The sequence below is a fragment of the Streptomyces sp. NPDC054849 genome, assembly GCF_053610945.1.
In genome coordinates this window covers 22,944-33,897 of the sequence record NZ_JBSGZI010000088.1, presented here as the reverse complement: position 1 = coordinate 33,897, position 10,954 = coordinate 22,944, and the positions used below count along the sequence as shown (strand labels likewise).

Here is a 10,954-nt window from a genome sequence, read left to right as displayed (position 1 = left end):
TCCCGCAGCCCCGTCCCGCAGCCCCGTCCCGCGGATCCGGCGGCCGGGCAGCCGCCGCCTCAGGGCCGCCCCCGGTCCTCCAGATAGGTCGTATGCGTCTGCTGGCGCCCGGCCTCCGCCTCGCGGAGGGCCGCCGTCACACGTTCCGCCTCCTCGAAGAGCGCCGTCAGCTGCCGCTCCAGCTGTTGCTCGGGGGACTCGCCGCCCGGCGAGAGCCGCGCCCACCACCGGGTCCGGTTGAACGTGTCCACGCACTCCGGCACGTCCTGCCGGACCGCCCGGGACACCACGTGCACCGACTCCGGATCGGCGGCCAGGACCTGCGCCACCCATCCCGGAGCGAGCAGGGCCTCGTAGAACTCCAGGAGCTCGGCGAGCTTGCCCCCCGCGGCCGGCGGCAGCTCCACCTCCACCAGGTACGCGCGCAGTCGCCCGAAGTCCTGCCGTACGACATCGAGTTGCCCGACGGCGTCCGGGTGGTGCGGCGGCGCCACCCGCTCCGGCGGTGCGATCAGCGCGCCCGCGCCGTACAGCCCGGCGACCACCAGAGGCCAGTACGCCCCCACCACCCCGGCCAGGGTGAGGCCCAGCCCGGCCACGCCGCAGGCGGAGCCCGCCAGGTTCTTCTTCGACTCCAGGTAGCCGAGCACCCGGCCGCCGGCCCTACTGGTAGCCACGGATCTCCTCGAAGGCGCCGGCCAGCGAACCGTTCCCGTCGGTGGCGTCGAAGAGCCGCCCGCCGGTCAGCTCGGTGATGTGGGTGAGCTCCTTGCGGTCCGAGTCGCCGAACAGCACCGCGAAGACCGGCGTCCGCTTCTGGGCCTCGGGCAGGGCGGCGTAGAAGGAGTCGAAGTGCCCGGCCCCGACGCCCTCGGTGTTCTCGCCGTCCGTCATCAGCACGATCGAGGTGAACGCGTCCGCACCGCCCTTGCCCAGGTGCTGGTACGCCGCTTCCAGGCTGCCGTAGACCGCCGTACCGCCCTCCGGCTCCAGCGACTTCACGTCGCCCCGGATCGCGTCCAGGGCCGGTCCCGCGTTGCCGGGCTCGACGACGTGCGTACGCACCTTCTTCACCTTGGACCCGAAGGGCAGCAACGTCACCTCCTCGCGGTCCCGGAACCGCTGCCCGGTCCCCGAACTCCCGGTCCCCGTCAGATCGGTGAGCGCCGACTTGAGCCGCCCGATGCGGTCCTCCTCGCTCATCGAACCCGAGGTGTCCAGGACGTACACCGTGCGCGAGGGCCGGCGCAGCTCGTTCTCGTATGAGGCCAGCAGGCCGTCGGCGACCGAGAGCGAGCCCGGGAAGGGCAGCTCCCGCCGCTTTTCCGCGTCCAGACCGGCGGCCGGCGCCACGCCGGCCGCGACAGGCCGGCGGAAGGTCTGCTCGGTGATCGCCTTCTGCGCCTCAGGACCGCGCAGGTACTCCGTCAGCGCTCGCCCCGAATCCCGGGCCCCCTCCGGGGCGGAGGTCAGCAGGGTCAGCGGGTAGGGGGCGGTGACCACTCCGTCGCGCGGCCGGATCACCGTCAGCGGAGCCTTCGCGTCCCGGTTCATGGACAGCAGCACCGACTCGTAGTTCACGAGCGCGTCCACGTCCCCGCGCTTGGCGTAGGCGCCGACGAGCCAGCCGGAGGAGCCGGACGTCAGCTTCTGCCCGGCGAAGAACTCCTTGAGCCGGGGCGTGGCGGTCTTCACGTCGGCGTCGCTGAGCGCCGCCTGCGCGCCGGACAGCCCCGAGGCCACCGAGACCAGGGCGGAGAAACCGGAGTTGGAGCGCACCGGGTCGGTCATCCCGTACGTCAGCCTCCCGGCGGTGACGGCCTCGTGGACCACCGGCCAGGTCACCTCCTCCGGCTTCCACCCGAGCCGGGCCAGCGCCTCGGGCTTCACACCGAGGGCGACGGGCGAGGACATCACCGGGGTCTCGCTGGACAGCCTGCCGGCGGCCTCGGGGCGCAGCCGCAGGTAGTCGTTGGAGGAGAGCCAGATCGCGTCGTACTTTCCGTCGGCCTTCCCGGAGGCGACCTGCTCGGCCGCGTCGAGCGTCCCGGACCACGTCAGCTCGACGCTCACCCCGGTGGCGGCCTTGGCGGCCTTCAGCACGGACTCCATGTCGGCGAGCTCACTGGACGCGAGCACCCGCAGGGTGCCCTCCTTGTACACGGACTTCTCGGGCCTCGCCGCGCCCTCGGTGGTACAGGCGGTCACCGCGACGAGAACGAGCAGCGCACTGATCCAGCCTCGCCGGCGACGGAGGCGCGGGGTGTCGGGCGGAGCCCCCGGAGACGGAGAAAGGGCGGGGTGGGAAGAAGCTCCGCGCAGCGGCCCCGCCCGCCACCGGCCCTGCTCGCCCCCGTTCACCGGGCACCCCCTTCGAGCGCACCGGCGGTACGGGTCCGCGCAAGGTACGCCGAGGCGGTCTGCAGCTCCCCGGCCAGCGACTCCACCGTCGCGGCCATGTTCTGCGCGGCCTGCACCTTGAAGGTGTCGATCGCGTCGAGCGTCTTGTAGATCTGCGCGAAGGCCGTCCGCAGCGTCTGCGCACCCACCGCCGGGTCGGCCGCGATCCGCTGGATCTCGCCGCTCTAAGTGGACAGCATCTCCGCGTTGCCCCGGATCAGTTCCTCGGTGGTGCCCTTCAGCGCGTTGACCTGTTCGATCACTGCGCGCTGGCTGTCGAGCGCCGAGGCCAGCATCACGGCGATCCGCAACGCCGAGACGGTGGTGGTGGCGGCCCGGTCGACGCCCTTGATCAGCTCGTCGTTGTTGCGCCGGACCACGTCCATCGCCAGGTAGCCCTGCGCGCAGACGGCCATCTGGGTCAGCAGGTCCTGGTGTTTCTGCCGGACGGGGAAGAGCACGTCCGCGCGCAGTGCGTCGGCCGCCCCCGGATCGGTGTGCTGCGCCTCGCTGATCCGCTGCTCGACGGCCACGTCCAGGGCCTCGGTGAGGACCGCGTACTCCTGGAGCCTGCCCATGGTCTCCCACAGGCGCGAGCGTTCGGTGTGCAGGGCGGCGTTGTCCCGGCGCAGATCGTCCTGGCCGCTGCGCAGCGAGCCCACGATCTTGTCGAGGGTGGCCTGAGACGAGGCGTACTTCGCCACGTGGTCGCGGAACCGGTTGCCGCCCGGCAGCTTCGCGAGCAGCTTGCGGGCCCCCTTGGCGGGGGTGTCCCGGGGATCGAGGTCCTCGACGGTGCGGCGCAGTTCGACGAGGGAGCCCGCGACGCGGGCCTGGGCGTCACCGCCGCCGTCGGAGGCGAGGGAGCGTACGGCCCGCTCCAGCATCCGGTTGGACTGCTGGGCGGCGCTGCGGACGTCGGCCGCGCCGAGTCCGGAGATCTCGCCGATGCGCTGCGCGAACTCGGGTGAGCGGGCGTCGAGGGCGGCGAGCGAGCCGACGTACTCCGCGGCCCGGCGGGCCATCTCGTCGCGGACGCCGTCCTGCAGCGGGACCAGTCCGGCGGCCTGCTCCTTGCGGACGGGTGCGACGGGCTCCGGCGCGCTGAGGACGAGCGGGGTGTCGTCCGGAGGTGTCGGTGTCATGGTGTGTCCCCCTGGCCCTTCGCGCGCTGGGCGAGCGCCATCAGGTTCTTGACGGTGGGTGTGCCGACCTGGCGGATCCCGCTCAGACCCGCGTTGAGGTAGGCGGCGTGCGGGGCGGTGGCGGCGGTGAACTCGGCGACGCCGTCCTGCGGGCGGAACCCGCGGTGCACGGCCAGCTCGCGCAGCCTCGGATCGGTGACGAGGAGGGTGCCCAGCTCCCTCGCCTTCTCGTTCAGCGGCACGAAGGTGTGCGCCGTGTTCACGGTGGTGTCCGGGTAGAGGACCACCATGTCGCCGGGATCCTGGTTCTGCAGCAGCAGGGCGGCCACCTGGGACTCGTACACCAGGATCAGCGGTTCGCCGCTGCCGCTGATGAAGGCGCGGAACGGGTCGTCGGTGCTCTGTTCGAGGGCGCCCTGGACGGAGATCAGCTTGCGCATCAGGGGTGCGGTGCGCGCGATGGCGGCGTCGTCGGCGACCACGCTGTCGCCGTTGGCGACGTTGGACGTGGCGGCCAGGAAGAGGGCGCCGGAGTTGGAGGAGGCCGGGTCGGTGGTCTTGATGAACACCGTGCCGGTCAGTTCGGCGTGCGCGGAGGATCCGGACAGCTGCTGCCAGGTGCGGTCCTCGCCGGCGGCCTTGAGGAAGGGGCCCATGAGCAGGGTCCCGGAGTTCTCGCCGCTCATCCGGGCGAGGCCGTTGCCGGCCAGCACCTTGGCGGCGCCCGGGCGGGCGATGACGACGAGCGGGGAGAAGAAGGGCTTGGTCTCCTGGGCCCCCTTGATCCCCGCGGCGGCCGCGATCTCCTTGGCGGGCTCACTGCTGCCGGGGAAGGCGAAGTCGAACTCCTTGAGGGCGAGTTGGTCCATCGCCCAGGAGCCCGAGGTCTCCGTCTTCACGGTGTAGCCCTTGGCTGCAAGGGCCTTGACGACGTCGGGGTCGCGGAAGAATTCGGACTTCTCCGAGCCGATGACGCCACGCACGGTCTTCGTTGCCGTGGTTTCTGGGTGATCCTGCCCCTGGAAGGCGACGACGTAGAGCACGCCGCCGATCAAGAGGAGGCCCAGGACGATTCCTAGGATGCGTCTCACAGGTGCAGCGTGCTCGCGGAAACCCACATTCCGCGCCGAGTTGCATGAACGTCAGGTGTCCAGGCGGTCCCACTTCGAAATGCTGTGTGAGCCCGTGGGTGCTGGTGGGAGGGGCGGCGGCCCGGGAGGATCGGGGCATGGGCGTGAGCGCGTTGAAGTGGCAGGGCTGGCTGGTGGGCCTGGTGACGCTGGCCGGGCTGCTGGTGTTCGCCCCGCTGGGCCTGTACGTGTGGGCGAGCGGCGGCGGCCCCCACGAGGCGCCGCCTCGGGCCGCGGTGGAGGACGTACGGGTCACCGGGTGCCGCATCGATCCGGCCAGTCGGCGCGTGGTGGCCGCGGTGCAGGCGGCGGGGCGGGCCGAAGGCGCGGGCGTGTACATCGTCACGGTGGAGTTCCGTGCCGGCGCCGAACCGGACCCGGGGCTGCGGGCGGCCCAGGTGCTGGTGAGGATCCCGGGCGTGGTCCCGGGCGCGACCGAGTACGGGGAGGCGGTCGGCCCGGTGTGGCCGGTGGCGACGGTGCCCTGGTGCGGGGTGGCCGGCGCGGAGTTCACGCAGACCCCGTAAGGGCGTCGCCACCGGTCCTCACCGAGGGACCAAGGGCGCTGGGGGCGCTCAGCCGTTGCTGTTGACCTTGATGACGACGGTGCTGCACACCTTGTCGGCGAAGGTCTGCTTCTTGGCGTCCCACAACGGCCACAGCCAGCCGATGTAGCAGGGGATGCCGTCGAGGAAGTGTGCCAGCTTGCGGACGAAGGCCATGCCGAAGCCGAGGGTCGCGCCGTCGGCCTCACGGTGCAGGCTGATGCCGACGATCTTCTTGCCGGTCGACTGGCCGGTCTTGCCTTCCTTGTAGAGCTGGAAGAAGGCCATGCCGATCGCGTACAGCATGCCGATGAGGAAGAAGACGCCGGGCTCGTCCGGGTTGTCGCTGGTGGCGAGGTCGATGAAGCCCAGCGCGTACATCGGGCCGGCGATGATCAGCAGGTCGAGCAGGTACGCACCCACGCGCAGACCCCAGTGGGCCAGGGGCGGCATGCCCGTGCCCGGCATGCCGGGCATGCCCGGCTGCGGGTACGCGCCGTACGCCGGCGGAGGGGTCTGCTGCGGGTAGCCGTACTGCGGGACCGCGCCCTGCGGCGGCTGCTGCGGGTAGCCGTACTGCGGGGGCACGCCCTGGGGGGCCTGCTGCGGGTAGCCGGGCTGGCCCTGCGGGGGCTGCTGGCCGTAGGGGTTGTTCGGGTCGCCGAAGCTCATGGGCGCAATCTCTCCAGGGTGCTGAAAGGGGGACGAAGCGGCGTGGAGGAGATCGAGCGTATGAGCGGCCTCCCCCGTGCTGCCGCGATCTTTCGGCCACCATCGTGTTCGGAGCGCCGGATTCTGTCCAATTCGTTGTCGTGCAAAGGGCCGCGAAGTGGAGGAAAGGGGGGCCGCGGGAGAGCCGCAGGGAGCTTCAAGGGAGCCGCGGGAACGCGGAGACACGGGGGAACGCGGAGACACGGGGGAACGCGGGAACGCGGGGAACAACGGGAAACGACCCGCAGGGGCGACCCGCAGGAAGTATGGCGCCCGGTCCGGAGCCTCCGCGGCCCCGGACCGGGGCCGTCTAGAGGGCGCCGGCCAGGTCCAGGGACTTCAGGGCGGCGGTGTGCGCGTCCATGCGCTCGGCGGCGAGGATCGCGACGGTGGTGTCGGCGCGGGACGCGGCGACGACGAGCGCGCGGGCGGCGAGGTCGTGCGCGCGCCGGTGCAGCGCGGCCAGGTCTCCGGCGGGGCGCCGCGGCGCCCGGGCGGGCTGGGACCCGCGCAGCCGCGTGACCTGGGCGGCGATCTCGGCGGCGGCCTCGTCGAGACCGAGCTCGTCGGTGACGGCGAGCAGGGCTGCGAGGTGGCCGCCGAGCTGGATGTCCAGTGCTTCGCCGCGGCTGCTGTGCGGATAGTCGGCGCGGTTGTCACCCATGAGGTGGACGACCGGCTTCGTGCGGATCGGCTCGTACATGAGGTGGCCTCCTGCGTGGTCAGGAGACCATCCTACATTGGATTGGTTCTAAAGTTGAGCTGAATCCTGTTGTTGGCCGGGTCATCCCGTCGGTCCTCGGCCGGGGAAGCCCCCGGTTCCCTAGAGCTGGCTGTAGCCGTCGAGGAAGTTCCCGATCCGCGTGACGGCGTCGGCCAGGTCCTTGGCGTTCGGCAGGGTCACGATCCGGAAGTGGTCGGGCTCGGGCCAGTTGAAGCCGGTGCCGTGCACCACCATGATCTTCTCGGCCCGCAGCAGGTCGAGGACCATCTGCCGGTCGTCCTTGATCTTGTAGACGGACGGGTCCAGCCGGGGGAAGGCGTACAGCGCGCCCTTCGGCTTCACGCAGGTGACGCCCGGGATCTGGGTGAGCAGGTCGTACGCGACGTTGCGCTGCTCCAGGATCCGCCCGCCGGGCAGGACCAGGTCCTCGATCGACTGCCGGCCGCCGAGCGCGGTGGCCACGGCGTACTGGGAGGGCATGTTGGCGCACAGGCGCATGTTCGCCAGCACCGTGAGGCCCTCGATGTAGGAGGAGGCGTGCTTCTTCGGGCCGCAGACGGCCATCCAGCCGGCCCGGTAGCCGGCGACGCGGTAGTTCTTCGAGAGGCCGTTGAAGGTCAGCGTCAGCAGGTCCGGGGCGATGGCCGCGGTGTTGAAGTGCTTGGCGCCGTCGTAGAGGATCCGGTCGTAGATCTCGTCCGAGCAGACGATCAGGTTGTGGCGGCGCGCGATGTCCGTCAGCCCGCGCAGCATCTCCTCGTCGTAGACGGCGCCGGTGGGGTTGTTCGGGTTGATGATCACGATCGCCCGGGTGCGGTCGGTGATCTTGCGCTCGATGTCCGCGAGGTCGGGCATCCAGTCGGCCTGCTCGTCGCAGCGGTAGTGCACGGCCGTGCCGCCGGCGAGGGAGACGGAGGCGGTCCACAGCGGGTAGTCCGGCGCGGGGACCAGCACCTCGTCACCGTCGTCGAGCAGGGCCTGCATCGACATCTGGATCAGCTCGGAGACCCCGTTGCCGAGGTAGATGTCCTCGACGTCCAGGTCGATGCCCTTGGTCTGGTAGTGCTGCATGACCGCGCGGCGCGCGGACAGGAGCCCCTTCGCGTCACCGTAACCGTGGGCGCTGCCCAGGTTGCGGAGCATGTCCTCAAGGATCTCCGGCGGGCACTCGAAGCCGAAGGCCGCGGGGTTGCCCGTGTTGAGCTTGAGGATGCGATGACCTGCTGCTTCGAGCCGCATCGCCTCTTCGAGCACGGGGCCGCGGATCTCGTAGCAGACATTGGCGAGTTTGGTTGACTGGATCACCTGCATGACGGGAGCTTACGGGCCCGGGTGCAGGCTTGGCGTGCCTTTTCGAAGACAGACTCGAAGGGTGAAATGTCCCATTTCGGGCAATGGGTGGGTCGGGGTGCGGTCCCCCCTTGGAATCCCGGGCCGGGCCGCCGTTCCGGCCTGCGGAATGGGTGGGGCGGTGAGACGCACAAGATTCTTCTGTTGCGCTCGTCACCTCGTGGGGTTCCTGGGCCTTGGGGGCTTGGCGACAACCGAGGTAGCTGCATCCGGCGCACGGCATGAGTACGCCGCATGAGTACGCCGCATGAGTACGCACACTCATGCGGCCGGCCGGCCCCCCGGCGAGGGTGGATGCATGAACCAGGGCGAGTGGAAGCCGGCGGACCATCGGCGCGGCGCGGAACGTGCAGGCACGGTGATCGTGGCCGTCGCGGGCATCCTCATGGCGGCAGGGGCGGTCTTCGCGGGTCTGCCCCTGCTGGTGTTCCTGTGCAGCGGCAACTGAAGGGCGCGAGGCAGTGGAGTTCGTAGTCGGAGACATGGCGATCACCACGGTCGGCACGGACGGCGACGACCGGGCGATCGAATTCCGGGTCAGGCCGGAAGGGGCCGGGGAGGAGGGCCACTTCGTGATCTTCCGTGAGCACGATCAGGACTGGGAGACGGCCCGCCTCGGCATCGACCCGGAGTCGGGCAGCGTCCCGGTGGCGGCGGTGGCCTGGGCGGTGGAATTCGCCCGCGAATACCTCTGAGGCGGCGCGGCGGGCGTAGGACGTCGGAGCTCCGCCGGTTGTGCCCGCGCCCCCCGTCCTCGGCCCGTCGTCGGTGTCAGTGGTCCCGCCTACCGTGGAGGCATGAAGCCGCTCAGGATCATCGCCGGAGACGCGACAAGTCCCCAGGCCAAGGGGCCCAAGCTCATCGCTCATGTCTGCAATGACCTCGGCGGATGGGGGAAGGGCTTCGTGGTGGCCGTTTCGAAGCGGTGGCCCGAGCCCGAGGCCGCGTACCGGGCCTGGCATCGGGGGCGGAGCGGGAACGACTTCGGACTGGGCGCCGTGCAGGTGGTCCGGGTCTCCACCGATGTGTGGGTGGCCAACATGATCGGGCAGCGCGGAATACGCACCGGGAGCGGAGGTCCGCCGATCCGCTACGACGCCGTGGAGCGCAGCCTCGCCGTACTGGCCGGGCACGCCGTCGAGCTGGGGGCCGGTGTCCACATGCCGCGGATCGGGTGCGGGCTCGCGGGCGGCAGGTGGTCGCGGATCGAGCCGCTGATCACCAGGGCACTGTGCGCGCGCGACGTGGAAGTGACCGTCTACGACCATGGGTGAGCCGTCCACGACCGCGCCCTGGCCGGACGGGGAGCCGCTGCACGAGGACCTCCTCGCGGCGAAGGCGCTGGTCTACGACCCGAACGGGTTCGCGTGTTCACGACCGGTACCGGAGAAGGAGAGCGCCGAGTACGGAGCGCACTCCTTCACGGTCGACGGCCTCTTCGTCCGGTTCCGTGCCGCCAGGACGACCCCGGCGAAGGCCGGCCAGTTCGTCACGGTGTGGCAGCGTTCCCCCGGCGGGCCGATCCGGCCCTTCGACGTGCAGGACCCCGTCGACCTCATCGTGGTCGCCACGCGTGGGGCCGGCGGCTTCGGACAGTTCGTCTTTTCCCGGGACGTGCTCCGCAGGCGGGGCATCCTCTCCGTGAACGGAGCCGGCGGCAAGCGCGCCTTCCGCGTCTATCCACCGTGGGCCGTGGTCGAGAGCCGCCAGGCCCGGGGAACGCAGGCGTGGCAGGCCGACCACTTCCTGTCCCTGGATGAGGGCGCCGCCACCGGCTCCGCCCGGTGCCACGCCCTCTATCACCCGTAGGCCCCGGTGTCGGCGCCCAGGCCGTGCGGCGCGGCCGTGGCACGATCGCGCCATGGAGTACCGGTACGCCACCGAGGCCGACGCCCCCGCCATGGCCGAGCTCTTCGCCGCCAACCACCACGACGCCCTCACGGAGCGGCAGCGGGCGGAACAGGGATTCGTGCAGGGCAGCCTCGACGCCGGGGCCCTGCGGGCGATGGCCGGGGCGGGGGAGCTGCTCGTCGCGGACGACCGCGGTCGGATCGCCGGGCTCCTCGCCCTGTCGGTGCCCACGGCCGTGGCCGACCCGTCGCCGCCGGTCGCGGGCCTGCTCGGGGCCTAGGACGCCCTGGAGTGGGAGGGGCGTCCGCTGGGCGAGGTGCGGTGGCTGCTCTACGGGCCGGTCGTGGTCGATGCTGCGTACCGGGGCCGCGGTGTGGCCCGGGCGCTGTTCACCATGGCCGTCGCTGCGGCGTCGGAGCGGGCCGACGCGGTGGTGGCCTTCATCGAAGCCGGGAACGTGCCGTCCTGGAAGGCGCACGTCGACGGCTTCGGCATGACCCCGCTCGGCGACTACGTCGCGGGCGGGCGCACGTACAGCGCGGTCGCCGCGCCGACCACCTAGCAGTGTCCGTCCCCGCTCGAACGACGGGGCCGTACGGACTACGGCTCCAGGATCACCAGCGGGATCTCGCGGGGCCGGGCGGCCGCCTGGTCGTCCTCGAACGGGGGCCACAGGGCCGTCATCATGTCCCAGTACGTCTCCCGCTCCTCCGGCGTGGCCGTGCGCGCCGCCGCCTTGTAGGAGGCGGCTCCGACCTGGAGGCGGACCTCCGGGTGGGCGGTGAGGTTGCCGTACCAGCGGGGGTGGTCCGGGGCGCCGTAGGCGGCGGCCAGGACGATGAAGCGGCCCGCGTCCTCGCCGTAGATCAGCGGGGTGCGGACCGTACGGCCCGTGGCGCGGTCGACCGTGGTGAGCAGGAGGGTGGGGACTCCGTGCCAGAGGTGCCCGTCGGCGCCCGCGGTGGTCACGTACGCGCGGACGTGGTCGAGCCGTGGGCCGGGTCGTGGGTCCGTGGGGTGGTCCCAGTCGACGTCGAGTGCGTGCATTTACCTGTCCTTAGGGTTGTGTCCCCCTGGCGGCTAACGAGCATGAACGAT

General features: G+C 71.4%; 14 protein-coding genes and 1 pseudogene. 7 read left to right on the top strand and 8 right to left on the bottom strand.

Translation table 11 applies throughout. From position 1 onward, the window contains the following. Positions 1 to 59: 59 nt before the first annotated feature. From ACWGIF_RS29360 to ACWGIF_RS29345, 4 genes and pseudogenes are all read right to left on the bottom strand, one after another. On the bottom strand, positions 60 to 677 hold the full coding sequence (locus ACWGIF_RS29360; RefSeq protein WP_453501983.1) for a hypothetical protein: 618 nt from the start codon (positions 675 to 677) through the stop codon (positions 60 to 62). Then, positions 664 to 2,208, bottom strand: coding sequence for a substrate-binding and vWA domain-containing protein (locus tag ACWGIF_RS29355; protein WP_453501982.1), 1,545 nt, complete (start codon positions 2,206 to 2,208; stop codon positions 664 to 666). The genes ACWGIF_RS29360 and ACWGIF_RS29355 overlap by 14 nt, the downstream gene beginning before the upstream one ends. A 149-nt stretch (positions 2,209 to 2,357) precedes the next feature. Beyond that, positions 2,358 to 3,545 (bottom strand): annotated as a pseudogene (locus ACWGIF_RS29350) (toxic anion resistance protein). Then, positions 3,542 to 4,636, bottom strand: coding sequence for a hypothetical protein (locus ACWGIF_RS29345; RefSeq protein ID WP_453501981.1), 1,095 nt, complete (start codon positions 4,634 to 4,636; stop codon positions 3,542 to 3,544). The pseudogene ACWGIF_RS29350 and the gene ACWGIF_RS29345 overlap by 4 nt, the downstream one beginning before the upstream one ends. A gap of 143 nt (positions 4,637 to 4,779) precedes the next feature. Here ACWGIF_RS29345 and ACWGIF_RS29340 point away from each other — a divergent pair, with 143 nt between their 5' ends. After that, positions 4,780 to 5,202 carry a hypothetical protein gene (locus ACWGIF_RS29340; RefSeq protein WP_453501980.1) on the top strand — a complete coding sequence of 141 codons (423 nt, stop codon included), beginning with the start codon at positions 4,780 to 4,782 and terminating at the stop codon, positions 5,200 to 5,202. A 48-nt stretch (positions 5,203 to 5,250) separates the two neighbouring features. Here ACWGIF_RS29340 and ACWGIF_RS29335 read toward each other — a convergent pair whose 3' ends face one another. The 3 genes from ACWGIF_RS29335 to ACWGIF_RS29325 form a co-directional block, all read right to left on the bottom strand. Beyond that, on the bottom strand, positions 5,251 to 5,892 hold the full coding sequence (locus tag ACWGIF_RS29335; RefSeq protein WP_453501979.1) for an RDD family protein: 642 nt from the start codon (positions 5,890 to 5,892) through the stop codon (positions 5,251 to 5,253). A gap of 349 nt (positions 5,893 to 6,241) precedes the next feature. Further along, positions 6,242 to 6,634: an SCO4983 family protein gene (locus ACWGIF_RS29330; RefSeq protein WP_453501978.1), complete on the bottom strand. Its 393-nt coding sequence runs from the start codon at positions 6,632 to 6,634 to the stop codon at positions 6,242 to 6,244. A 120-nt stretch (positions 6,635 to 6,754) separates the two neighbouring features. Continuing rightward, positions 6,755 to 7,966, bottom strand: coding sequence for a pyridoxal phosphate-dependent aminotransferase (locus ACWGIF_RS29325; protein WP_453501976.1), 1,212 nt, complete (start codon positions 7,964 to 7,966; stop codon positions 6,755 to 6,757). 337 nt (positions 7,967 to 8,303) lie between these two features. On the opposite strand from ACWGIF_RS29325, the gene ACWGIF_RS29320 reads away from it, so the two are divergent. The 6 genes from ACWGIF_RS29320 (at position 8,304) to ACWGIF_RS29295 (ending at position 10,418) form a co-directional block, all read left to right on the top strand. After that, the gene (locus ACWGIF_RS29320; protein ID WP_453501975.1) at positions 8,304 to 8,453 is read left to right on the top strand and encodes a hypothetical protein; all 150 of its coding nucleotides are present in this window, start codon (positions 8,304 to 8,306) and stop codon (positions 8,451 to 8,453) included. A 34-nt stretch (positions 8,454 to 8,487) separates the two neighbouring features. Continuing rightward, positions 8,488 to 8,700: a hypothetical protein gene (locus tag ACWGIF_RS29315; RefSeq protein WP_453501973.1), complete on the top strand. Its 213-nt coding sequence runs from the start codon at positions 8,488 to 8,490 to the stop codon at positions 8,698 to 8,700. Between the two features lie 102 nt (positions 8,701 to 8,802). Then, positions 8,803 to 9,279, top strand: coding sequence for a macro domain-containing protein (locus ACWGIF_RS29310; protein ID WP_453501972.1), 477 nt, complete (start codon positions 8,803 to 8,805; stop codon positions 9,277 to 9,279). Next, entirely contained in the window at positions 9,272 to 9,814 is a 543-nt protein-coding gene (locus ACWGIF_RS29305) for a MepB family protein (RefSeq protein ID WP_453501970.1), read from the top strand. The genes ACWGIF_RS29310 and ACWGIF_RS29305 overlap by 8 nt, the downstream gene beginning before the upstream one ends. A 52-nt stretch (positions 9,815 to 9,866) precedes the next feature. After that, positions 9,867 to 10,136: a hypothetical protein gene (locus ACWGIF_RS29300; RefSeq protein WP_453501968.1), complete on the top strand. Its 270-nt coding sequence runs from the start codon at positions 9,867 to 9,869 to the stop codon at positions 10,134 to 10,136. A 36-nt stretch (positions 10,137 to 10,172) separates the two neighbouring features. Further along, positions 10,173 to 10,418 (top strand): GNAT family N-acetyltransferase, encoded by a 246-nt coding sequence (locus tag ACWGIF_RS29295; protein ID WP_453501966.1) that lies wholly within the window; start codon positions 10,173 to 10,175, stop codon positions 10,416 to 10,418. 38 nt (positions 10,419 to 10,456) lie between these two features. On the opposite strand, the gene ACWGIF_RS29290 is transcribed toward ACWGIF_RS29295, so the two are convergent. Further along, a complete protein-coding gene (locus ACWGIF_RS29290; RefSeq protein ID WP_453501964.1) occupies positions 10,457 to 10,903 on the bottom strand; it encodes a nitroreductase/quinone reductase family protein in 447 nt (148 codons plus the stop codon). Between the last annotated feature and the right edge of the window lie 51 nt (positions 10,904 to 10,954).